The organism is Yersinia sp. Marseille-Q5920 (genome assembly GCF_946902935.1).
In the GTDB taxonomy this organism is placed as follows: domain Bacteria; phylum Pseudomonadota; class Gammaproteobacteria; order Enterobacterales; family Enterobacteriaceae; genus Yersinia; species Yersinia rochesterensis.
The window spans coordinates 122105-146631 of sequence record NZ_CAMPQA010000010.1; the positions used below are offsets into that span (position 1 = coordinate 122105).

Sequence of the window (24527 nt, forward strand, 5' to 3'; positions counted from 1 at the left end):
TATGTAAGTATGGTCAACACAACAAGCTGATTATTAGCTAATTTTAATCTTATTAAAAACTAATATTTGAGTCTAAATAATAATTAATATTGATGAATTACATACATATTACACCCACAAATGCGGCCCCCCTCGCATCTACAAAAATGTTTGTCCTAATTTACCACTGGTTAATTGAACAGTAGGGAATGGCCGGATATAGTGCCCCGCAGCGGCAAATTCCGCTGCCGGGATTAGCGTCCCGGAATTCAATAGAGCGCACGACCGCACAGGCGGTTACTATGTGCGGGTACAGTTACACCTGTGAAAAAGCAATGGTGGGCTGGACGGGGGCATCGAAAGATGCGCCGGGTTCTCTGTTGACCGGTTACGCTAACCTCGTTCAGCTCACCACCCTCTTGAGGTTAGCGTCTCTTGGTGGTGATTTTAAAGCCATCAACTGAGAGGTTGTCATCATGGATTCGACGACTAAAGCCCCTTGCCGTACCGCTTTTCTTCACCTGCCAACATCACTGGCCACCACTCTCCGGCCGGAGGTGCGCCATGTACGATAATACGCCTCCGGAATTAGAAGAAGTTATCGATCACTGTCGTGCACTGATCCACGCTGTTATCACACTCGAATCGCAGGAAGTGAAAGAAATACTCAACTTTGTCCTACAACAGCAAATAGACCTGCTACATCAAACTTATCATCAAGGCACCAGCGAGCCTCTCGAGACCGAATAACCCCTAAATGCCAAAAGGCATCGTGAGATGCCTTTTCTGCAATGACGTAATAAATAGATTGAAATCCTTACCATGTAAGACTAAAATTAACACAGCCTAAGATCAGGCGACGTCAAGGATGACAACATAATGGATTTTTTGCAGTTTATTGAAACGCCGTTTTTTTCCAAACAACGGGATATCTTACTGACCGAAGATGAGTTCAGAGAATTTCAGCAAGTTTTGTTATTAAACCCATCTTCGGGTGCATTAATTGTGGGGACTGGCGGCGTACGAAAGGTAAGATTTGCTATTGGCCAGAAAGGGAAAAGTGGTGGAGTCCGCGTTATTTATTACTATCAGGAACCGCAAGGCAGGATATGGCTTTTTACTGTCTACCCAAAAAATCAAAAAGATACGCTGACGAGTCGTGAGAAACAGCAATTCAAAGATGTGATAATACAAATCAAAGGGAGTATGGCATGAGTGATTTTTTCAATGATTTAATGACATCCGCGAAGCAGGCTGTAGCTATTAGTCATGATGAATTAAAAGCGGGCAGAGTTACAGAAATTCCCATCCCCGATGTGAAAGAAATTAGAAAGAAAACAGGGTATAAGCAAAAAGATTTTGCAAACCTTGTGGGAGTGAGTCCTTCATTGGTTGAAGCATGGGAGCAACATAGAAGAATTCCATCAGGTAGTTCACTTAAGCTATTGATAATGATTGATCGGCACCCCTCCCTAATTAACGAACTTTCAGGAATTTAGTACCTGAATAAGGGCGAATAAACGCCGAGGGAGATAGAGAAAACTTACCTCAGATACCTACCGGCGAGCTTGAGCAAAATGTAACCTGTAAGCCTTTCTTACAAGTTCGCCAGTAAGAGACTCGGCAAATAAATCGCAACACGATGCATTACAACTTATCGGTAATACTTGTTGTGGCTAGATCTTTGCTTTAGCCACCGGCTATGAGCCTTCATGGCAAGAGACGACCCATCCAAAAATGTCCCTTAAAGCATTGCGGGTAACTATCCTTTTATGAGCCACCAGCACAGCCCATTTCAATTCAGCACCCCAGCCATCAAGCAAAAGTATTTGGGGGCATAATTGGGGGCACATCTCAGGCACGGGATTTTAAAATGTAGTAAATACAAAAGATTATCTTGTAATACCGACTCCTGTGATCGCTGCCTGCTGGCCGAATGCGTCGATCAGGACAAGGCGCGAAAGTTGCTACTTGAGCAGCGAGATTCACGGGAGGCGATGGGGGTTAAGCGGGATGCCGATCCGCTTTATGGTTTCTGCGCCCATATTGTCGAGCTGGGCGAGGCGGTCGGTATGTATATGAGAACGCTGGCAATTTTCCCTCGCGCCCCACGCATTTATCTGTATCACGCTTATCTGGCTTATATGGAGGCTTACGGCCATCAGCGTTCATTATCGTTAACCAAATTCGGCAAAGACTTTCCCAAAGTAATGAAAGAATTTGGCGCAGAATACAAAAAAGCCAGAACAGACAAAGGCTTCCGCTACAACATGGATTTATCCGACACCGCCAATGACTGGCTCCCCGCCCTGGCACTGCCCCACCATCCGCAACCGGAAGAGCCACCCTACTAATTATTTCTCACCTCTGGCTTATTCAGAGTGTTCAGAAATAGATTTAATCAATTGAAATACAAAGATAAAAACCGACTGAATAGTTTACTAATAACTGTTCAGTCAGTATTCAGAGGTGTTCATTAGCTCATGGAAGGTAGGTATTAAAAACTGAACACCTGAACAGTTGCTGAAGAGTCTAAGGGGGAGTGTTCAGAGAGGCTGAGGCCAGAGCGGGCAAGGGTTGTGGGGGTGATCTTGTAGATTGGTGAAGGGGGTGAATAGTGTGGGGTTGGAGTTGGGGAGTGGGGATGTTGCGTTATATAAATGTATTGAATTTATGTAATTTTTGCATATAGATGAAATATAGAATCAGCCTCAATAAGCTACTACTCAATTTATAGTAAGTTATTTAGAATAAATGATATATTAATGCCATCCTATTGGTATTCATGGATAGCATCCATAAAATCAAAAATAGCGAGAGAATTTATTCTCATCATCGCTCATTAAATTAATTAAATTATAATTAACAAAGAGCTTTTCTTTTCCTGAGTGAATTTCATGCAATATATTTATTTCACACAACTTCTTTAAATAGTTTGATGCTGTCTGCCTTTTTGCGATCCCATTACTCACTAAATTTTGTATTCTACAGTAGGGTTGCTCGAAAATACACTGCAATAATTCATAGCTATAAATATCGTTAATTTCATTTTTCATATGTAATGACGTATGTTCCATTAGTTCACGAATTGCATTTATTTTTTCTAACGTCCATTTTGATGTATTCTCAATCGCAGACAGTATAAATAAAATCCATGATTCCCAATCACCATCTTTTGTTACTTTCAATAATAAGGAGTAATAACTATTTTTATTTTTAATAATGTATCGACTCAAATAAAGAATAGGTAAGGTGATTAGATTTTTATCTATTAAAAACAATAAATTAATGACTCTCCCTGTGCGACCATTTCCATCAGAAAACGGATGGATAGCTTCAAATTGATAATGTGTAACTGCTAATTTAACTAAAGGATCAAGATCATCCTCTTGATGGATAAATTTCTCCCAATCTGAAAGTAATTCTATAATATTTCTATCTCCAACTGGAGGTGTATAAATGGTCTCACCAGTAGCTTGGTTTTTTAATGCTGTCCCTGGAATTTTCCTGATCTCCATTTTTGAGTTTTTGATCGTATTACAAACCTTTAATGCCGTATTTACACATAGCGGTCTATCTTTTAATTCTTGATAACCTTCATAAAGTGCAGTCCTATATCTTAATGCTTCCTTTGTCATAGGATCAGCATTACTGTCCTCACTGGAATACTGGAATAACTTATCAGTAGTTGTCACAATATTTTCTATCTCAGAACTATCTTTAGCTTCTAAAATAGGAATTAGATTAATGAGAAGGTTCTGATTCGGTAATAACTCGCCCGCCCGTTTTAATCCTTCAAGTGCAGTTCTCGCTTCAACGCATGCTTTTAGTACACGCTTAGTCTCAATTTCTTGTTTTGGCGGCAATCGTGGCAGGTCATTATACGGTTGTGTAGGGTTCCATATCATGTTCATTCCTCATCCTTTTATCGACATTAAAATACTATAAACCTAAATCTGCGAATTTCAAAGTCACATGTCGAAAAATATGAAATAAATGTACATGATATGAAAACATGTCGATGCAATCGACACATAGTGATTACGTGTCTAAAATCATTGAGTAAATGTACATGTTGTGAATACATGTCGATACAATCGACATATGATGAGAGTATGTCGAAAAATATGAGTCAAATGTACATAATATAAAGTGGCTGTTTTACTGAAACAAAAACTCAATGATCAATTCCCCCCACAAATGCGGCCCCTCTCGCATCTACAAAAATGTTTGTCCTAATTTACCACTGGTTAATTGAACAGTAGAGAATGGCCGGATATAGTGCCCTCGCAGCGGCAAAATCCGTTGCTGGGTTTAGCAGCCTGAGACAAAACAGAGCGCACAACCGCGCAGGCGGTTACTATGTGCGGGTACAGTACACCTGTGAAAAACAATGGTGGGCTGGACGGGGGCATCGAAAGATGCGCCGGGTTCTCTGTTGACCGGTCTGCTAACCCCGTTCAGTCCACCACCCAAAGGGATTAGGAGCTCTTGGTGGTGGGATAAAGCCATCAACTGAGAGGTTGTCATCATGGATTCGACGACTAAAGCCCCTTGCCGTACCGCTTTTCTTCACCTGCCAGCATCACTGGCCACCACTCTCCGGCCGGAGGTGCGCCATGTACGATAACTCGCCCCGCGAAGTGGAAGATCTCATTGATCATTGCCGTGCGCTCATTTACGCCGTTGTCGTGCTTGATCAACCCGCTGCAAAAGAAATACTCAATCTCGTCCTATGGTAGCAAATAGACCTGCTACATCAAACTTATCATCAAACCACCAGCGAGCCTCTCGAGGCTGAATAATCTCAAAATGCAAAAAGGCATCGTGAGATGCCTGAGATACCTTTCAAAAGTTTGGATAACTATTTCAGCCAGATAATCAATATCCCTCCCCTATGCCCGCTTCCCAAATCTGCCGTGAATCACATTCTCGCCATTTTCCAAACTATCCATATAGTCGGCATACCATTGCAGCATTTCTCTGCGACCATCCAAATATTGGGCGTGATTATAGGTGCCGCGAATACTGTTTTTATCGACGTGAGCCAGTTGTGTTTCTATCCAGGCAGTATTGAAACCCTGCTCATGCAAAATAGTGCTCATTGTGTGGCGAAAACCGTGGCCGGTGGCCCTGCCGCCATAACCGATACGTCGGATTAGTACATTGAGTGTCATCTCACTGATAGGCTTGCTGTGCTGTATTCTGCCGGGGAACACAAACTGATAGCGCCCGCTGATAGGTTGAATCTGCTTTAGAATCGTAATGGCTTGATCCGGAAGCGGCACCATATGTGGCCGACGCATCTTCATTCGCACCGCGGGGATCTCCCATAAGGCATTATCAAAATCAAACTCTGCCCATTCGGCCTGCCGCAATTCACCCGGGCGGGTACCTGTGAGGATCAGCAACCGCATAGCTAATTTAACCAACATGCTGCCGCTATAACTGGCAAGGCTAGAAAGAAATTCAGGGATTTCATTAATCGTAAGATGTGGATAGTGTTCGCGTTTATGGGGAGCAAAAGCACTGGCAAGGTCAGGGGCGGGATTATATTCGGCTCGGCCTGTGATGATGGCGTATTTCCAAACCTCACCACATCGCTGCCGAACCTTACGCATTTTCTCAGTGGCACCCCGTTTTTCTAACTTGGACAGCACGGCCATTAGCTCAAGTGGTTTAATTTCTTTGATTGGCCGGTAACCGATATATGGAAAAACGTCTCTTTCAAACGTGCTCATCATTTCTAAACGATAGGATTCAGACCATCTATCATAACGCCGCTGATACCACTCTCGGGTGATAGCTTCAAAGGTATTCGTCGCTTCACCTTGTCGGGCTAGTTTTTCCTGTTGTTTGTTCTGGCTGGGATCACCGCCACCAGCGACAATCTTCTTAGCCTCGTCACGTTTTACTCTGGCAACCGCTAACGACACGTCTGGATACACCCCCACGGCCAACAACTTCTCTTTCCCCGCAAAGCGGTACTTTAAACGCCAATAACGCGAGCCATTGGTATTGACTAATAAGTACAAACCGCCCCCATCCGCGAGCTTATAGGCTTTGTCTTTGGGTTTGGCTGTTTCAACCTGCCGGGCGTTTAGCTTCATCTGGGGGTACCTTTTAGGTGGGTACAATTTGATACCCCCATATATACCCCCCGCTATAAGTAGATTTCAATAGACGAACATGTATATAGGAATAACTAGATTAGCCTGAGAAGTGCAGATTTACTGGGTTTTATGGACTTCGGGAGATACTGCGAGACGTTAAGTTGGAGCGGGTGAAGGGAATCGAACCCTCGTATAGAGCTTGGGAAGCTCTCGTTCTACCATTGAACTACACCCGCTTCGGTGTGCGGTTTGCATTATAACCGGTTATTTGGCATGGGCAAGTGAAGATATAGTCTAAGCGTCGGTATTTTAAGCGATTAGATTAAACAAAGTATAACCACGGATGTTTTGCTCAGTAAAAAGGGCGCCATAGCGCCCTAATAAGATTTACTGTTAACCGGATAAACTTATTTTACCGGGCGCATCGCCGGGAATAAGATAACATCACGGATAGTATGGCTGTTGGTAAACAACATGACCATACGGTCGATACCGATGCCCAGACCCGCAGTTGGCGGCAAACCATGTTCCAGCGCGGTAACATAGTCTTCATCGTAGAACATCGCTTCGTCATCACCAGCTTCTTTAGCACTGACTTGATCAGCAAAACGCTGAGCCTGATCTTCAGCATCATTCAGCTCAGAGAAGCCGTTACCAATCTCACGGCCACCGATGAAGAATTCGAAACGGTCAGTGATAAACGGATTATCGTCATTGCGACGAGCCAATGGAGAAACCTCGGCTGGGTATTCAGTAATGAAAGTTGGCTGAATCAGATGGCTCTCGGCGGTCTCTTCAAAGATCTCGCATTGAACACGGCCCAGGCCCCAACTTTTCTCAACTTTAATACCCAATGACTCGGCAATTGCCACAGCTTTGTCCATATCGTCCAAATCTGCCACATTGGTTTCAGGACGGTATTTGCAAATAGCTTCTTTCATGGTCAATTTGGCGAAAGGCTTACCAAAATCAAATGTCTGTTCGCCATACTGCACCACACTGCTGCCCAGCACATTTTCAGTCAGAGTGCGGAATAACTCTTCAGTCAGCACGATCAAGTCTTTGTAGTCCGCGTAAGCCATATAGAGTTCCATCATAGTGAACTCTGGATTATGGCGCGGTGAAACACCTTCATTACGGAAGTTACGGTTGATTTCGAACACACGTTCAAAACCACCGACAACCAGGCGTTTCAGATACAATTCTGGCGCGATACGCAAATACATATCGATATCCAGCGCATTGTGATGAGTCACAAACGGACGTGCTGAAGCACCGCCAGGGATCACTTGCATCATAGGTGTTTCGACTTCCATGAAGCCTTTTTCCACCATGAAGCTACGAATACCGGCCATCACTTGCGAACGAACTTTGAATGTATTGCGGGACTCATCGTTAGCGATCAGATCCAGATAGCGCTGGCGATAGCGCGTTTCCTGATCAGCCAGGCCGTGGAATTTATCCGGCAATGGGCGCAGTGCTTTGGTCAGCAAACGCAATTCACTACAGTGGATAGACAACTCACCGGTTTTAGTTTTGAACAACTTACCGCGCGCACCCAGGATATCGCCCAGATCCCACTTTTTGAATTCTTCGTTATACACGCCTTCCGGCAGGTCATCACGGGAAACGTACAGTTGAATACGGCCACCGACATCTTGCAGCGTCACAAATGATGCTTTCCCCATAATACGGCGAGTCATCATACGGCCAGCAACAGTGACTTCTATATTCAGCGCTTCTAATTCTTCATTCTCTTTGCTGCCGTACTCAGCATGTAGCTGGTCAGAGAGATGCTCACGGCGGAAATCATTAGGGAAAGCAATTCCCTTCTCCCGCAGTGCAGCCAGTTTTTCCCGACGAGCTTGTAACTCACTATTGAGTTCTTGCGCTTGCTCAGCGACTTGTGGTTTTTGCTCTGACATCTCAGTTCCTTATAGCCCAGCGTTATAGCCCAGCTTTCAAACTTGCTTCAATGAATTTGTCCAGATCACCATCCAGTACCGCTTGCGTGTTGCGTGTTTCCACGCCGGTACGCAAATCTTTGATTCGGGAATCATCCAGTACATAAGAACGGATCTGACTACCCCAGCCAATATCGGACTTATTATCTTCCAGCATCTGTTTATCAGCATTTTTCTTTTGCATCTCAAACTCATACAGCTTCGCTTTCAGCTGTTTCATGGCTTGATCTTTGTTCTTATGCTGAGAACGGTCATTCTGGCACTGAGTCACAATATTGGTCGGAATATGGGTAATACGCACCGCAGATTCTGTTTTGTTGACGTGCTGACCACCCGCACCAGATGCGCGGTAAACGTCAATACGCAAATCCGCCGGGTTGATTTCGATATCAATATCGTCATCAACTTCTGGATAGACAAAAGCAGAACTGAAGGAAGTATGACGACGGCCGCCGGAGTCAAATGGGCTTTTACGAACCAAGCGATGTACGCCAGTTTCGGTGCGCAACCAACCAAACGCATATTCGCCAATGATCTTAATAGTGGCAGATTTCAGGCCCGCAACATCACCATCAGATTCTTCAATAATTTCGGTTTTGAAACCTTTAGCTTCAGCCCAACGCAGGTACATGCGCAGCAACATGCTGGCCCAATCCTGAGCTTCTGTACCACCGGAGCCAGCTTGCAGGTCCAGATAACAGTTGGCGCTATCATATTCACCGGAGAACATGCGGCGGAATTCAAGTTGGCCCAGTTTTCCATCAAGGATATCTAACTCGGCAACCGCTTCATTAAATGTCTCTTCGTCGTCAGCTTCGATAGCCAACTCCAGCAAGCCAGACACGTCTTCCATCCCCTGATCCAGTTGATCAATGGTGGTGACAATCTCTTCTAGCGTTGAACGCTCTTTACCCAGCGCTTGAGCGCGCTCAGGTTCATTCCAGACGTCGGGCTGTTCCAGCTCGGCGTTTACTTCTTCCAGCCGTTCTTTCTTGGCATCATAGTCAAAGATACCCCCTAAGAACGGCCGTCCGATCAGACAAGTCCTGAATTCGGTTTTTTACCGGGTTTATTTCAAACATAATTTAAAGTCTTACGTTAGGTCGTAGATGACGGAATGTCATTAGAACCAGTAATTCTAACGGATCTGTACGGCGGTTTATAGCAAGTTGACTGTATTTATAGCTATCCCTTTCCTATTTGCTGCTGCAGCTGTGTTAGCGGCTCTCTCTCACCCGAATCACTGACTAATGTCAGCTCATCGGGGGTCATTCGCTTGCTGCCTTGCTGCAACACCAACTACTTTGGGTATATAACAATATCGTAGCTAATTAATAAGGCCATAAGTGCTGAACCAGTAATTGCACACTGCGATTGCCGCGATACTCATTAATATCGAGTTTATAAGCCAGCTTAACTTCACGCACACTGCTGTCAGGCCATAAAGTGGTATCAATATTAAAGGCGATAGCATCCAGCAAAGGCCCACCATTCAAGGGTTCAATCATAAGCTTCAGATGACGTTCGCCCACCAGCCGTTGTTGCAAGATGCGGAATTTCCCGTCAAATGTGGGTTCCGGGAAGGATTGCCCCCATGGGCCACCATCACGCAGCAACTCTGCGGTTTCCAGCGACAATTCGTTGCCTTTCAGTTCGCCGTCTGACCAGATAACGCCCTCTAACTGTGAGGCATCCATCCATTCACCGACTAAATCTGCAAAGCGCTGACGAAATTCATCGAACTTATCCTGCTCCAACGATAATCCCGCCGCCATGGCATGGCCGCCAAATTTCAACATCAATCCTGGGTTCAAGGTGTCCAGTCGTTCCAGAGCATCCCGCATATGTAGGCCAGCCACACTGCGCCCCGAACCTTTAAGTAAACCGTCACCTGCTGGAGCAAAAGCAATCACTGGCCGGTGGAAACGCTCCTTAATACGTGAAGCTAGAATCCCGACGACCCCTTGATGCCACTCTGGATGGTACATCGCGATACCGTAAGGTAATTCTGTGCTGGTGCGCTCTAATTGGTCACACAGTTGCAAAGCTTCAACTTGCATACCTTGCTCTATCTCGCGGCGCGTTTGGTTTAGCGCATCAAGATCAATTGCCAGTGCTCTGGCCTGAGCAATATCATCACTAAGTAACAGCGCCACTCCGATGGACATATCATCCAAACGCCCGGCAGCATTGAGCCGTGGGCCAAGGGAGAAGCCCAGATCGTTTGCCGCCAATTGGCGAGCATCACGGTTGGCAACCTCCAATAATGCACGAATCCCTGGGCGGCATTTTCCAGCGCGAATACGGCTTAGCCCTTGATGTACCAAAATTCGGTTATTGGCATCCAATGGCACCACATCAGCCACAGTCCCCAATGCCACCAAATCCAGCAACTCAGCTAAATTAGGTACCGCTAAAGCCCGTTGCTCAAACCAACCACTGTCTCTGAGACGAGCACGTAACGCCAGCATCAGATAAAAAGTCACACCCACCCCGGCCAGTGATTTGGAGAGAAAATCACATCCGGTCAAATTCGGGTTAATGATAGCTTCAGCTGCTGGCAAGGTTTCACCCGGCAGATGGTGGTCGGTCACCAACACTTGGATACCCATGGCATGAGCCAAGTCCACTCCAGCATGGGAGGAAATACCGTTATCAACAGTAACAATCAGTTCTGCACCACGGGCAGCAACTTGCTCGACGACTTCAGGGCTAAGCCCGTAGCCATCTTCAAAACGATTGGGCACCAGATAATCAATATTGCTGCCGCCCATGCTACGCAACGCCAGCACTGCCAGCGCCGTGCTGGTCGCGCCATCAGCATCAAAATCACCGACAATCACGATGCGCCGTCGATCCGCCAATGCTTGCTGCAATAGAGTAACACCGGCATCAATCCCGTCGAGTTGCTGCCATGCAAGTAAGCCTTTTACACCACGTTCAAGTTCCTCGGCACTTTTTACCCCACGGCTGACATAGAGACGGCGCAACAGCGGATGTAACTGTGTGGGCAAGTGGCTATCATCAGCCGCCTCACGACGGCGAAGCTGAGTTTTCAATGTCACGAGTGATTAACCCGCCACTTTTGAGGAAGCCTGATGCTTATTCAGCATCTGTAGCATTTCTTTCGGCTCCAGATATCCCGGAACGATAGTGCCATTTTGTAGCACAATGGCCGGTGTACCCTGAATACCAAACTGAACACCGAGCTTATAGTGTTCGGAAATATCAGTTTTACAGGTAGCTGGTGATATCGCGGTGCCTTTCATTGCATCATCAAAAGCTTTATTGCGATCAGCCATGCACCAGATAGAACGCATGTCTTTTTCTGCCTGAGAGCTTAAACCCTGACGCGGGAAGGCCAAATACCGTACGGTAATCCCCAGCGCGTTATAGTCACTCATCTGCTCGTGTAATTTATGACAATAGCCGCAGGTGATATCGGTAAATACCGTGACAACGTGTTTCTCTTGTGGCGCTTTATACACAATCATTTCGCTGCTCAATGCTTCCAATTTTTTCAGCAGCATCTGGTTAGTCACATTCACCGGTTGGTTACCACTCACGTCATACAGTGGCCCTTGCAGCAGATGTTTGCCGTCGGCGGAAATATAAAGCACACCGCTGTCAGTCATCACTGAACTCAACCCTGGAATAAGCGATGGTTGGATGTCAGCTTTCTGGATATCCAATTTTTTCAGTGTTTGTTGAATAGCGGCATCATCAGCATGAGCCAAACCAGTGAGGGCGGCGATAACAATCGGCAGCAGCAATAAACTTCTTTTCATTTATAAATCCTATCCTTATTCCACACGCTGTGGTTTTCATAAAAAACAACTATGCGCGCGGATGATGCTGTTGATGTAGCAACTTCAAACGCTCAGTCGCTACATGGGTATAAATCTGGGTCGTCGACAGATCACTGTGGCCCAGTAACATTTGTACCACACGCAAGTCCGCACCGTGATTCAACAGGTGCGTGGCAAAAGCATGCCGCAATACGTGGGGCGAAAGCCGTTCACTATCAATACCGGCAAGGATCGCATAGTGTTTGATTCGATGCCAGAAAGTCTGCCTCGTCATTTGCTGGCTGCGGTTACTGGGGAATAGCACATCCAACGATTGACCATTGATAAGCCACGGGCGGCCGTGCTCCATGTAATTCTCAATCCAGTACACTGCTTCTTCGCCCAAAGGCACCAGCCGCTCTTTATTCCCTTTACCAATAACTCGCACCACCCCTTGGCGCAAACTCACATCGCTGATGGTCAGTCCAACAAGTTCCGACACCCGCAAACCGGTGGCATAGAGCACCTCCAGCATAGCCTTATCACGCAACTCTAGCGGAATATCGACATTGGGAGAGTTGAGCAACGCGTCAACCTGCGCCTCACTCAAATCTTTAGGTAAGCGCTGCGGTAATTTGGGTGATGACAGCAATGCGGTCGGGTCATCTTCGCGCAATTTTTCGCGGTATAAATATTGGAATAGCCGGCGCATCGCACTGAGCAAGCGGGCTGAGCTGGTGGCTTTATAACCGCCCTCAATACGCTCGGCAAGGAATGACTGCAAGTCCTGCGAACCGGCGCGCAATAAATCACTACCGTGATGCTCTAACCATCCGCTCAATGCATGTAAATCCAAACGGTATGAGGCCAATGTATTCTCCGCCAAATTCCGCTCCAGCCACAAGGCATCAAGAAACTGTTCAATCAGCGGGTTATTTTGCTGTTGCATGACTGTTCCTCTCTTTGATGGGATGGGCTGCCATTATGCCTGATGACGGGACAAATCTGATACACTCGATACTATTCCTTATTAGTAATGCTATGGCTATACATCATGAAGATTGGTCTCTTTTACGGCTCCAGCACCTGCTATACCGAAATGGTGGCAGAAAAAATCCGCGACATCCTCGGCGAAGATTTGGTTGATTTACATAACCTAAAAGATGTCAGCCCGCGCCTGATGGAAGAATACTCCATTCTCATTCTGGGTATTCCTACTTGGGATTTCGGCGAATTACAGGAAGATTGGGAAGCCGTCTGGCCACAATTAACCCAACTGAATCTGAAGGGAAAGATTGTCGCCATGTATGGCATGGGCGATCAATTCGGTTATAGCGAATGGTTCCTCGATGCTCTTGGGATGCTGCACGACCATATTGCCCCGCTGGGGGTGAAATTTATTGGTTTTTGGCCAACAGAAGGCTTTGAGTTTACCAGCCCGAAACCGCTCAGTACTGACGGCAAACACTTTGTCGGCCTGGCGCTAGATGAGGTCAATCAATACGATTTAAGTGAAGAGCGCATCGAACATTGGTGTGAGCAAATCCTGCTCGAAATGGACGCCTTGCTTTGATGGTAGTGGCACGGATGTGACAAACGGGCACTTATTGTGCCCGCTTGCTATCCCTGCGCTGACTTCTGCTATGTTACTTCCATAATCGGAAGGAATCTTGAGAGCCGCCTCCAGCCGTAGTAGCGCAGCTCGATATCGCTTCGGTGTTCAGTTCGCTGCCTGTTGATGCAGAATCTTTCTGCCCAGCAAAACGTTGCGGGGAAGCCACTTGGTACCAATCCAGCCGCCGTGTCAGTAACATTACTGCGGCCAGAATAATAAACAGTAAACCCGCGCCTAATAACAGGGCATTGTCTTCTGATTGCAGCAAACCAAACAATACGCCGTACAGCAACAATAACCCTCCAGCAAATAATGCGCCGCGTAGCCACCCACCTAATACGGCACTTAAATATATAGCAATCAATAAGCTACAACTCATACTGGCGATAATATAAGCCCACGTAAAACCAAAGTGTTCCGAGAACGCCAGCAACATTAAGTAGAACAAAACCAATGCCGCACCCACCAGCAGATATTGGATCGGGTGGACTCGCAGTGACGTCAGGCTCTCGAACAGGAAGAAGCTAAAGAATGTTAAGCCAATAAACAGAATGGCATATTTAATGGCCCGCGCGGTGAGTTGATAGTGATCGACCGGCTCAATCAAGCTGGTGGTAAAAGCCGGTAATTCGTCAAAATCAAAGCGCACATTGTCACCGGCAAAATTGATATTCATGTTGTTAGCCAGCCAGTTACTGCTCCAATGCGCGCGGAAACCTTTTTCATCCACCTTGCGTTGTAAGGGCAAAAACTCACCGACAAAATTAGGATGCGGCCAATTGCTTTGTAAAGTCAGTTCGCTGCTGCGCCCGACAGGCACCACCGCCAGACTATTCGTGCCCGCGAGAGTGAGTGTAAAGTTAATATCAAATTTACTCTGGCGAACCTGCTCGATAGTCAGCGGCGCATGTACCCCCTGCGCTTTGCGCCCCAAGAAAGACCCCGGTTCGAAATTAATTTTTGTATCGCCCAGACTTAACGGCGAAATCTGCTGAATACCCCGCGAATCACTCAGCGCCAACACCAGTGACGGTGTGCCGATGGTGATATCTTCACGGTCTAAATCATCTAGCGAGGATGATTCAAATTGCCCATGGAAATTGAGCTTCCCCTGATAGACCTGAGCTTGGTAAATACCCAATTGGCGGACTTCTACATCCGGTGCGCCGGTGACTGTCATCACCTCTGGCAATAAGTAGCGATGACGGCTCACCCGCTGCCCCTGCTTCTTGCCGTCAACTTCAGTTTCAATCCATTCGCTGTAAGGCACCACAATCAGCGGGCCAAGGATCTTTTGTGCGCGGCTGGTGCTGTCACTGACTTTTTCGACCACACTTTGGCGATAGCCACTGCGCTCATTAATAACATTCAAAAGCATTTCTTTCGGAATCATCATCAAAAGAATGAGTCCCAATAACGCGGCTATTTTCCAAAACAGTACAGATTTGAACATGACTTGCGCTCCTTTTAAGGTCAGGAGAGCAGCTTAAGTGAGTGAAGTGAAAGGAAAATGAGGCTATGTGAAGTGAAAGTGAAGTTAGCGGTTTAAGTGATATCTAGCGGCAGGGTCAAACGAGCACAAACCCCGTGCGGCTGGCGGTTTTCAAGGGAGATATTGCCCTGGTGAATGGCTGCCACTTCACGCACAAAATTCAGCCCCAGTCCGGTACTTTTTGGGCTATTGGCCCGCGGTAATGAATAAAAACGGTCAAAAATCTTCTCCTGCGCATAATCTGGGATACCGCTGCCGGTATCTTCAATTGTCATCAGATATTTATCATTTTGCCGGTCACCACTGACTGTCACCTCGCCCCCCGCTGGAGTAAAATCCAGTGCATTATCAATAAGATTAGTCAGCGCCTGACTGAGTAACAAGCTATCGCCGGTTAACATTGCACTATCGGCACGGATGAGCCGCAAGGCAATTCCCCGGCTGGCTGCCTGAGCTTCTTTGGCGCTAATGGCTTGTTTGATAATATGGCTTATTTCTACTGGGGAGAGTTGCAAATCAACCCGACTTTCCAGCCGAGCCTGTACCAGCATTTTGTCCACTAATTGCTGAATACGCGCACTTTGTTGTTCAATATTGAGTAAAAAACGCTGAGCCGTGGCCGGCGGTGGGGATTCCCGTAATAATTCAGCCGCGCCAGTAATCGCCGCCAACGGGCTTTTCAACTCATGAGTCAGCGTATGGACATATTGCTCAATATAGGCTTTGCCATCCAATTTGAGCCGCATACTTTCCAATGCTCGCGCCAAATCATTCAGTTCACTGCTGCCCATCGCGGGTAGTGCAACGCGCTGCCCCTCAGAAACCCGTTCGGCATAATCCACCAACTTGCCAATCGCCCGGTTAATCCACCAGACAAATCCCAAACCAATCAGCAACGCAATCCCCAGCAACACCCCGCCCGCCAGCAAGATTTTGCGCTCACTGCGCTTGATAACCGGGGCCATAGAGATATTGGGTTTGCCTACACTGAGCACGCCAATAATTTTATTATCAACAATAACTGGTGCTGCCACATACATCACCGAACTTTGTTCGTCTGTGGGGTCGATGCGGGTGCTGCGTGCGCCATAGTCGCCACGCAGAGTCAACCAAACATCATTCCAGCGTGAATAGTCTTGCCCGACAGCTTTACCGGATGAATCAAAAATCACCCGCCCATCAGCATCGGTTAAATAAACCCGATATTCGTTGCGATCCTTGCGGATACCTTCAATATTCGCGCCGATTGGACGCAGATTTAATGAAGCAAAAGCTTGCGCCAACTGACCACCGGCGACTTTATCTTGCAACATATCTTGGCGGGCGAATTGTGCCAGCAAAGTGGCAGTATCAACCAATGTCCCTTCGGTGGCGCGCCGCACGCCAGGTTTTACTTCCTGCACGAAAATACGAATGACAAAGTAACCGGCAATGGCGACTATCAGAAAATAGCCCAGCAACAAACGCACCCCTATTTTCATGGGTGATGGCTCATATTCGATACATCAAGCTGTAACCCAGCCCACGGTGGGTGCGGATCGGTGATTCTTCATCACAGGTCATACGCAGCTTTGAGCGCAGGGTTTTAATGTGAGTATCAACGGTGCGGTCTTGGCTCTCTTCCGCCTGCGCCCAGACAATATCCATCAATTGCTGGCGTGAAAATACGCGCTCAGGGGCCAGTAATAATGTTTTCAGCAACAGATATTCATAGCGGGTGAGCCATAAAACCTGCTGATGATAAGTAACTCGCACCCCTGCTTCGTCCAGAGTGAAAGGGCCGAATTGATGCAGTGTGGCAGAGACAGTTCGTGTTTGTGATTTTTGCAGCCGCCGCAACACGGTGCGAACTCTGGCGCTCACCTCACGCGGTGAAAAAGGTTTGGCAATATAGTCATCAGCGCCGATTTCCAGACCGACAATCCGATCTAATTCTTCGCTACGAGCGGTTAAAAACACCACAGGTAGCTCCGGCACCAGAGCCAATATGCGGCGGCACAGATCAAAACCATTGATATCAGGTAAGCCCACGTCAACTATCGCCAACGCAGGCGGGCCATCAGCAAGGGCGTCAAGAGCGGGTTGCCCCCGGTCAAACCACCGGAGGGTAAAACCTTCGCTTTCCAAGGTATAAATTAAGGTGTCGGCGATACTCGGCTCATCTTCCACCAGCCAGATTAAGGGCTTCACTAATTAATGCCCTCATCCGAGCCAAACGAATGACGCAACAGCAGACATAATTGCCGCCATTCCTCTTCTGGCATACTGTCAGCAGCCAACCATAAACGCTTACGGGTTGAGCGGTTGCTTGTCTGTTGTAAACTCAATAACACGCCATAGCGAGTGATCCAAGGCTGTTTAACGACCACCCATTCATGCCTTTTCCAGAGCACCACATTACCGGGTTTCAGCCTGATCTCGCCCTGACAAGACTTAATGTTTTTCTGGCTGCGGATACACTCAAACACCACCAGCGTCAGTAATACTAACCACAGTGCGGTATAGCCCTGAGGCCAAGGCGCAACCAATGTAAGTATCACCAAAACGCCATGCGCTAATAAGGAGAAGAGTTGAGTGTGCCAGGATACCCGCAGGTCACATCGCCACTGGGCCACGGGCTTTATTTCGTATTTGAATCAGTTTGACCATTTGGCGCAGCTCGCTATCCTGCGGCTCCCCGTGATTCATCAGCCAGTTAAATAAGTCTGGGTCATCACATTCAAGTAAACGAATAAAAACCTGCTTTTCGTTGTCACTCAAGCCATCATATTCATGTTCGAAAAATGGCATGATAGAGATATCCAGTTCACGCATACCCCGACGGCATGCCCAGTGAATGCGGGCTTTATTATCGATTTCCATGTCCTGATTGACTCCTCAATGAAGGATGCTGATAGGAAAATGGCGGTTTTTTGCTGTTTTTTTAATCATATTCAGCACTCCGCCATAAAATCTGTGGTTATTGTACCTCAGATATCGTCGAATTTAGATATTGAATAATAATCCTCAATCCGTGGAATTACTGCTTGCAAAGCAACCCGGCTATTTTACCATTGGGGTATCGGTTCACTGTATTTTGCGGGCAGAGGTTATTTATCCGCAGGTACTCTTTCTTTTCAGGTAAACCATGGCTTATAACACTCCATTTACTGCACGACCACCGGTCGCCTCTTCCGAACTGCCACTAACATTGATTTCACTTGATGACTGGGCGCTGGTGACATTAACTGGTGCGGACCGCGTAAAGTATCTGCAAGGGCAAGTCACGGCGGATATTGATGCTTTGCCCACTGACCAACATGTTCTGTGCGCCCATTGTGATGCTAAAGGGAAAATGTGGAGCAACCTGCGGTTATTTTATCGTGGTGAAGGGCTGGCCTTTATCGAACGTCGCAGTGTGCTTGATAACCAGTTAAGAGAATTGAAGAAATATGCGGTGTTCTCCAAAGTGGTGATTGCCGCGCAACCTGATGCCGCTTTATTAGGAGTGGCGGGCGCACAGGCAAAAACCGCGCTGGCGAGTATTTTCGCCGAATTGCCTGATGCTGAACACCCAGTGGTACAGCAAGGTAATAGCACGCTGTTGCATTTTTCACTGCCCGCCGAGCGTTTCTTGCTGGTGACGGATGCCGAGCAAGCGCAGCAGTTAGTCGAAAAGCTGTCTGACCAAGCACAGCTTAATGACAGTAAACAATGGCTGGCATTGGATATAGAAGCGGGCTTTCCTATCATTGATACCGATAACAGTGCGCAATTTATTCCGCAAGCAACAAACATTCAGGCGTTGAATGGCATTAGCTTCAGTAAAGGCTGTTATACCGGGCAGGAAATGGTCGCCAGAGCAAAATACCGGGGTGCCAACAAACGCGCACTTTACTGGTTAGCGGGCAGCGCCAGTCGCGTGCCAACAGCCGGTGAAGATTTAGAATGGCAATTAGGTGATAACTGGCGGCGTACCGGTAGCGTATTGGCCGCCATAGCGCTCAATGATGGCACGGTGTGGGTTCAAGCGGTGCTGAATAATGATTTGGCCGCCGACAGTGTGCTGCGTGTACGTGATGATGTAGAAAGCGTGCTTAGTATTCAGCAGTTACCCTATTCATTGGCTGAAGATAAATAATATTTAATACTGGGAGGCTGGCTTCTCCAGCCTCCTAAAAATCAACGATTAAACGTACAAATAAATCGCCATAAAGTGGCAAACACTGCCGCCCAGCACAAAACCGTGCCAAATAGCATGGCCGAAGCGAATGCGCTTAGAGGCGTAGAAAATCACCCCCAATGTGTATAACAAGCCGCCAATCGCCAATAATGCTAACCCGCCAATCTCAAGCTTTACCGCCAGTTGATAAATCACAATCAATGACAGCCAACCCATCGTCAGGTAAGTCACTAATGACAACACTTCAAACCGATGCGCAAAGGCCAATTTGAAAATGACGCCCACCAGTGCCAGCCCCCATATCACGGCCATCAAACCGCGAGCCAGGGGAGAATCCAGCCCCACCAATAGAAACGGTGTATATGTCCCGGCGATTAATATGTAAATGGCGCAATGGTCAAATTTTTGTAGCCAGAGCTTTGCCCTGCGATGTGGGATGGCGTGATACAAAGTTGAGGCCAAAAACAGCAAAATAATACTGCCGCCATACAGGCTATAGCTGGTCAGCGCCTTGGTATCGGCCCCATTATCTAGCGCCTGCACTAACAGCAAAACCAAACCGATAATCCCGAACACCACGCCAATACCATGGCTGATGCTATTGGCTATTTCTTCCGCCCATGGGTAAGACGGTGTTGTTGCTACCCCTGGAGCGGCTGGGGCCGTGGGTATAACTGATTTATTCTTCAATACTGATTATCCTGAAAATGAATCGTTATCTCATCTGCTGATCACAATGACTGTATGAAATCCGTACGAAATCGGTACAGAAAAACTGCCAACAGATTAACTGAGAATAATTCCAGTGTACACGTGTACGCTTAAATATTCTGTCAATACATGTAACCCGTCATGTCTGTGGTTCAAAGTATTCAGGTGACAAATCTATTGGGAACAGCAATTATTACTCAGCGCCAAAAACAGCCAAAAACGAAGGGTAATTTATGTCATTAGCAACACTAGATTTCGGCCCACTAACCGAAACCATTCAGTTTCTGATGGAAATCGATAAGCTGAAAGATATCCAGCGCCGAACCAAAGTGATTGCCAGTTTGCGTCAGGAAAACTCAGCCGAGCACAGTTGGCATTTCGCGGTGGCGGCTATGAGTTTGGCTCCTTACGCTGGCTCAGATATTGATATTAATCGCGTGATTAAAATGGCGCTGCTGCACGATATTGTCGAAATAGATGCCGGTGATGTCATCGTTTATGATCTGGCGGCCAGAGCGGCTATTCATGAGCAAGAAGTGGCTGCCGCCAAGCGCTTATTTGGCATACTGCCCCCCGCATTAGGGGCACAATTTATGGCGCTGTGGGATGAGTATGAAGCGGAAGAAACTGCCGAGGCGCGCTTTGCGACGGTGCTGGATCGCATTTTACCCATGCTGATTAATCTGCATACTGAGGGTCAAAGTTGGATAGAAAATGGCATTCGGTTGCAGCAAGTGCTGGATCGCAACCAATTAGTTGCCGAATACTATCCTGAAATTTGGCAGTATTTGCTGCCACAGTTGCAGGTAGCACAGCAAAAAGGCTGGTTGAAGTAACCAAATACCCGCTTATTTCCCACCAGCTAAATCCAACACACTGCCAGTGACATAAGAGGCATTTTCTGAGAGCAGCCAGACGATGGCTTCTGCCACTTCTTGTGGATGTCCGCCGCGTTTCATTGGCAGTGAATTTTTCACCCGGTCAACTCGGCCCGGCTCACCGCCGCTAGCATGTATATCGGTATAGATTAAACCCGGCCGAACCCCATTAACTCGGATGCCCTCTGCGGCCACTTCCAATGATAAACCGGTCGTCAGCGTATCAATAGCCCCTTTGGAGGCGGCATAATCCAAATACTCCCCCGGTGCGCCCAAGCGGGCTGCGGCAGAAGAGACATTAACAATCGCGCCGCCATTGCCACCATGGCGCAATGCCATGCGCTTGACGGCTTCGCGGCTACATAAAAAATAGCCCGTCACATTGGTGCTCAACACTCGATTAATGCGCTCGGCAGTTAACCCCTCGATGGTGGTTTGCGGGAATAAAATACCGGCATTATTGACCAGCGCGGTGATCGGCCCTAGCTGGGCTTCAAGCTTTTCAAATAGCGCAACCACTTGATATTCATCGGCAATATCTGCCTGTATTGCCACCGCCAGCCCACCCGAGGCGGCAATTTCGGCAACCACTTGCCGAGCGGCTTGTTCATCATTGATATAATTTACTGCGACCCGATAACCATGCTTTGCCAGCAACAATGCCGTAGCACGGCCAATCCCCCGGCTGCCCCCTGTCACTAACGCGACTTTTTTATGCATCTCCCTGCCCCTTATTCAGCCGTATGTATTTCTCTTAATTTGAAGAGTAAGCGTAGCCATTAGCCAGGTAAATACCAATAAAACAAAAGGGCCGCTTGCGCGACCCTTTTTCATTTACAACACGTATTATTCATAGTCGGAAATCGGCACACACGAGCAGAACAAATTACGGTCGCCGTACACATCATCCAGACGTTTTACGGTCGGCCAGTATTTATTCTCCATCACACCCGCGACCGGGAACACCGCCAGCTCTCGGCTGTAAGGATGCTGCCAGTCACCTACCAGCTCGCCCTGAGTATGCGGCGCATTCACTAACGGGTTGTCTTCCAGTGGCCATTCACCGCGGGCAACTTTCTCGATTTCCGCGCGGATAGCCAGCATGGCATCAATAAAGCGGTCTAACTCGACTTTACTTTCAGATTCTGTCGGCTCCACCATCAGTGTGCCCGCCACCGGGAAGGACATGGTGGGCGCATGGAAACCGAAGTCAATCAAGCGCTTGGCGATATCCATCTCGCTGATTCCCGTCGCTTCTTTCAGCGGGCGAATATCCAGAATACATTCATGCGCCACCCGGCCATCGTGACCGGTATACAGCACCGGATAAGCTTCTTTCAGACGAGTTGCAATGTAGTTGGCATTCAGAATCGCCACCTGACTGGCTTGCTTCAGCCCATCGGCCCCCATCATGCGGATGTACATCCAACTGATAGGTAAAATTGATGCACTGCCAAAGGGTGCCGCCGAAACCGCACCTTGTTGGGTGGTCATGCCGTCAATTTGCACCACACTATGGCCGGGAACAAACGGCGCTAAGTGTGCTTTAACACCAATTGGCCCCATACCTGGGCCGCCACCGCCGTGTGGAATACAGAAAGTTTTATGCAAGTTTAAGTGGGATACATCCGCGCCAATATAGCCCGGTGTGGTGATCCCCACCTGCGCATTCATATTTGCGCCATCGAGATAAACTTGGCCCCCAAACTGATGCACAATTTGGCAAACTTCGCGGATGGTTTCTTCATACACGCCGTGAGTCGACGGGTAAGTCACCATAATACAAGAGAGTTCATCGCCCGCTTCGCCCGCCTTTTGGCGCAAATCGTGCAAATCGATATTACCTTGCTTATCACAGGCCACCACCACCACCGACATCCCGGCCATTTGTGCCGATGCTGGGTTCGTACCGTGGGCAGAGCTTGGGATTAAACAGATATGGCGGCTCGCCTGATTGCGGCTTTCGTGGTAGCGGCGAATGGCCAGCAGCCCCGCATATTCACCTTGCGCACCCGAGTTTGGCTGCATACAAACAGCATCATAACCAGTCAGTTGCACCAGCCATTGTGACAGCTGGCCAATCATTTGCTGATAACCTGCAGCTTGTTCCGGCGGACAGAATGGGTGCAATTCAGCAAACTCCGGCCAAGTGATCGGGATCATCTCCGCAGCGGCATTGAGCTTCATAGTGCAAGAACCCAGCGGGATCATCGCCTGATTCAGCGCCAAATCTTTGCGCTCTAAACGATGCATATAACGCATCATTTCAGTTTCGCTATGGTAGCGGTTAAACACCGGATGCGTCAGAATCGGGTCTTGGCGCAACATAGTCGATTGAATTGACTGGCTATTATGACTGACTTGGGCATCAAGTTGATCAATATCCAAACCATGATTATCACCGACTAACAGAGTGAACAAGGTTTGAAGATCTTCGCGAGAGGTGGTTTCATCCAACGTGATACCCACAGCACCATGAATATCAGTGCGCAGATTAATACCGAAGCTCAATGCACGGGCCAATATCGCGGCTTTGTCTTTCACTTCGACCGTTAATGTATCAAACCAATGCTGGAAACGCAGGGTCAGACCCGCTTGTTGCAAGCCCGCGGCCAGAATATCGGTCATACGGTGAATACGGCCAGCGATGCGCTGCAAGCCCTGTGGACCATGATAAACCGCATACAAACTGGCGATATTGGCCAGTAAAACCTGAGAAGTACAGATATTGGAATTGGCTTTCTCGCGGCGGATATGTTGCTCGCGAGTTTGCATCGCCATACGCAGCGCGGTATTACCGGCAGCATCACGCGATACCCCAATAATCCGGCCCGGCATTGAGCGTTTAAATTCATCGCGACAAGCAAAGAAAGCAGCATGTGGGCCACCGTAACCCATCGGCACCCCAAAACGCTGAGCAGAGCCAAATACCACGTCAGCGCCCTGTTTACCCGGTGCTGTCAGCAGCACTAACGCCATAATATCAGCGGCCACACTGGTAATGATTTTGCGTTTTTTCAGCTCAGATAGCAGTGCTGAGTAGTCATGCAGCTCGCCAGTGGTACCGACTTGTTGCAGCAGCACCCCGAATACTCCCTCTAGCTCCAGCACTTTTTCTGCGCGATCAACAATCACTTCGAAACCAAAGGTTTCAGCACGAGTTCGCACTACATCGAGGGTTTGTGGATGGACATCATCGGCGACGAAGAAACGATTGGCGTCTTTGAGCTTACTGGCACGTTTTGCCAACGCCATAGATTCTGCGGCTGCGGTGGCTTCATCCAGCAAAGAAGCAGAAGCCAGATCCAGACCGGTCAAGTCCTGAGTCAATTGCTGGAAATTCAGCAATGCTTCAAGACGGCCCTGTGAAACCTCTGGCTGATAAGGAGTATAGGCGGTGTACCAGCCGGGGTTTTCCAGCATATTACGCAAGATAACTGGCGGGGTCAGAACCGGGCTGTAGCCCATGCCAATATAGGATTTATAACGCTGATTCTGGCTGGCAATCCCTTTAAGTTCCGCCAGCGCCTGATGTTCGGTCGCGGCATCGCCCACTGGTGGTGGGCTTGGCAATTGGATATCTGCCGGAACAATCTGCTGGATCAAACTGCTTAACGAGCTGGCACCAACAGCGGCCAACATTTGCTGTTGTTGTTCAGCTGAGGAGCCGATATGGCGCTGAATAAAAGCATCGTTATGTTCAAGCTGGCTGAGATTCTGAGTCATTTGCTACACATTCCTGAATAGGGCATGGGACGGGAGATATTTGAAATTAACCGCGCCTTGGAGAGGTTTTAGAAATACTCACAAAGCCGAACTAAGGGG

At 47.8% G+C, this 24527-nt stretch carries 21 protein-coding genes, 1 tRNA gene and 2 pseudogenes; 8 read left to right on the forward strand and 16 right to left on the reverse strand.

Annotated elements, in window-relative coordinates; translation table 11 throughout:
* Positions 1-543: 543 nt before the first annotated feature.
* From OVO64_RS15020 to OVO64_RS15035, 4 genes and pseudogenes are all read left to right on the forward strand, one after another.
* Entirely contained in the window at positions 544-729 is a 186-nt protein-coding gene (locus OVO64_RS15020) for a hypothetical protein (RefSeq protein WP_267248872.1), read from the forward strand.
* A gap of 129 nt (positions 730-858) precedes the next feature.
* Positions 859-1194 carry a type II toxin-antitoxin system RelE/ParE family toxin gene (locus OVO64_RS15025; RefSeq protein WP_050298748.1) on the forward strand — a complete coding sequence of 112 codons (336 nt, stop codon included), beginning with the start codon at positions 859-861 and terminating at the stop codon, positions 1192-1194.
* Positions 1191-1478 (forward strand): NadS family protein, encoded by a 288-nt coding sequence (nadS, locus tag OVO64_RS15030; RefSeq protein WP_050093157.1) that lies wholly within the window; start codon positions 1191-1193, stop codon positions 1476-1478. The genes OVO64_RS15025 and nadS overlap by 4 nt, the downstream gene beginning before the upstream one ends.
* Positions 1479-1898: 420 nt before the next feature.
* Positions 1899-2333, forward strand: a pseudogene (locus OVO64_RS15035) (winged helix-turn-helix domain-containing protein); the annotation flags it as partial.
* Between the two features lie 450 nt (positions 2334-2783).
* Here the strand turns inward: OVO64_RS15035 and fic are convergent.
* The gene (gene fic, locus OVO64_RS15040; protein WP_267248877.1) at positions 2784-3887 is read right to left on the reverse strand and encodes a protein adenylyltransferase Fic; all 1104 of its coding nucleotides are present in this window, start codon (positions 3885-3887) and stop codon (positions 2784-2786) included.
* Between the two features lie 711 nt (positions 3888-4598).
* Between fic and OVO64_RS15050 the strand changes: the two are divergent.
* Positions 4599-4784 (forward strand): annotated as a pseudogene (locus tag OVO64_RS15050) (hypothetical protein).
* 90 nt (positions 4785-4874) lie between these two features.
* Here OVO64_RS15050 and OVO64_RS15055 read toward each other — a convergent pair.
* The 7 genes from OVO64_RS15055 to xerD form a co-directional block, all read right to left on the reverse strand.
* Complete coding sequence (locus OVO64_RS15055; protein WP_145599033.1) at positions 4875-6089, reverse strand: tyrosine-type recombinase/integrase; 1215 nt, start codon at positions 6087-6089, stop codon at positions 4875-4877.
* A 165-nt stretch (positions 6090-6254) separates the two neighbouring features.
* A tRNA-Gly gene (locus OVO64_RS15060) sits at positions 6255-6328 on the reverse strand.
* A gap of 171 nt (positions 6329-6499) precedes the next feature.
* The gene (lysS, locus tag OVO64_RS15065) at positions 6500-8017 is read right to left on the reverse strand and encodes a lysine--tRNA ligase (protein ID WP_038631089.1); all 1518 of its coding nucleotides are present in this window, start codon (positions 8015-8017) and stop codon (positions 6500-6502) included.
* Between the two features lie 22 nt (positions 8018-8039).
* Positions 8040-9138, reverse strand: a protein-coding gene (prfB, locus tag OVO64_RS15070) for a peptide chain release factor 2 (protein WP_120011449.1) whose coding sequence is annotated in 2 segments (ribosomal slippage) — positions 8040-9062 and positions 9064-9138 — 1098 coding nt in all. Because the reading frame shifts where the segments join, the coding sequence is not laid out codon by codon here.
* Between the two features lie 249 nt (positions 9139-9387).
* Positions 9388-11121 carry a single-stranded-DNA-specific exonuclease RecJ gene (recJ, locus tag OVO64_RS15075; protein WP_038631087.1) on the reverse strand — a complete coding sequence of 578 codons (1734 nt, stop codon included), beginning with the start codon at positions 11119-11121 and terminating at the stop codon, positions 9388-9390.
* Positions 11122-11127: 6 nt separating this feature from the next.
* Positions 11128-11844, reverse strand: a complete 717-nt coding sequence (gene dsbC, locus OVO64_RS15080) for a bifunctional protein-disulfide isomerase/oxidoreductase DsbC (RefSeq protein WP_145510004.1) — start codon at positions 11842-11844, stop codon at positions 11128-11130.
* Positions 11845-11893: 49 nt separating this feature from the next.
* Complete coding sequence (gene xerD, locus OVO64_RS15085; RefSeq protein ID WP_019078983.1) at positions 11894-12793, reverse strand: site-specific tyrosine recombinase XerD; 900 nt, start codon at positions 12791-12793, stop codon at positions 11894-11896.
* A 105-nt stretch (positions 12794-12898) separates the two neighbouring features.
* On the opposite strand from xerD, the gene fldB reads away from it, so the two are divergent.
* A complete protein-coding gene (gene fldB / locus OVO64_RS15090) occupies positions 12899-13417 on the forward strand; it encodes a flavodoxin FldB (RefSeq protein WP_038631082.1) in 519 nt (172 codons plus the stop codon).
* A gap of 73 nt (positions 13418-13490) precedes the next feature.
* On the opposite strand, the gene creD is transcribed toward fldB, so the two are convergent.
* From creD to sdhE, 5 genes are all read right to left on the reverse strand, one after another.
* Complete coding sequence (creD, locus tag OVO64_RS15095) at positions 13491-14912, reverse strand: cell envelope integrity protein CreD (protein ID WP_120011451.1); 1422 nt, start codon at positions 14910-14912, stop codon at positions 13491-13493.
* A 92-nt stretch (positions 14913-15004) separates the two neighbouring features.
* Positions 15005-16432 carry a two-component system sensor histidine kinase CreC gene (creC, locus tag OVO64_RS15100; RefSeq protein WP_050292112.1) on the reverse strand — a complete coding sequence of 476 codons (1428 nt, stop codon included), beginning with the start codon at positions 16430-16432 and terminating at the stop codon, positions 15005-15007.
* A 10-nt stretch (positions 16433-16442) separates the two neighbouring features.
* Positions 16443-17141: a two-component system response regulator CreB gene (gene creB, locus OVO64_RS15105; protein ID WP_038631076.1), complete on the reverse strand. Its 699-nt coding sequence runs from the start codon at positions 17139-17141 to the stop codon at positions 16443-16445.
* Complete coding sequence (locus OVO64_RS15110; protein ID WP_038631074.1) at positions 17141-17566, reverse strand: protein YgfX; 426 nt, start codon at positions 17564-17566, stop codon at positions 17141-17143. Before OVO64_RS15110 ends, creB begins: the two co-directional genes overlap by 1 nt.
* Complete coding sequence (sdhE, locus tag OVO64_RS15115; RefSeq protein WP_038631072.1) at positions 17547-17813, reverse strand: FAD assembly factor SdhE; 267 nt, start codon at positions 17811-17813, stop codon at positions 17547-17549. The genes OVO64_RS15110 and sdhE overlap by 20 nt, the downstream gene beginning before the upstream one ends.
* 265 nt (positions 17814-18078) lie before the next feature.
* Between sdhE and ygfZ the strand changes: the two genes are divergently transcribed.
* Complete coding sequence (gene ygfZ, locus OVO64_RS15120) at positions 18079-19071, forward strand: tRNA-modifying protein YgfZ (protein WP_038631070.1); 993 nt, start codon at positions 18079-18081, stop codon at positions 19069-19071.
* A 48-nt stretch (positions 19072-19119) separates the two neighbouring features.
* On the opposite strand, the gene trhA is transcribed toward ygfZ, so the two are convergent.
* The gene (trhA, locus tag OVO64_RS15125) at positions 19120-19803 is read right to left on the reverse strand and encodes a PAQR family membrane homeostasis protein TrhA (protein WP_038631068.1); all 684 of its coding nucleotides are present in this window, start codon (positions 19801-19803) and stop codon (positions 19120-19122) included.
* A 254-nt stretch (positions 19804-20057) separates the two neighbouring features.
* Between trhA and OVO64_RS15130 the strand changes: the two genes are divergently transcribed.
* A complete protein-coding gene (locus OVO64_RS15130; RefSeq protein WP_267248873.1) occupies positions 20058-20660 on the forward strand; it encodes an HD domain-containing protein in 603 nt (200 codons plus the stop codon).
* 12 nt (positions 20661-20672) lie between these two features.
* On the opposite strand, the gene OVO64_RS15135 is transcribed toward OVO64_RS15130, so the two are convergent.
* Positions 20673-21422 carry an SDR family oxidoreductase gene (locus tag OVO64_RS15135; RefSeq protein ID WP_050292113.1) on the reverse strand — a complete coding sequence of 250 codons (750 nt, stop codon included), beginning with the start codon at positions 21420-21422 and terminating at the stop codon, positions 20673-20675.
* Positions 21423-21548: 126 nt separating this feature from the next.
* On the reverse strand, positions 21549-24428 hold the full coding sequence (gcvP, locus tag OVO64_RS15140; RefSeq protein ID WP_004390973.1) for an aminomethyl-transferring glycine dehydrogenase: 2880 nt from the start codon (positions 24426-24428) through the stop codon (positions 21549-21551).
* Between the last annotated feature and the right edge of the window lie 99 nt (positions 24429-24527).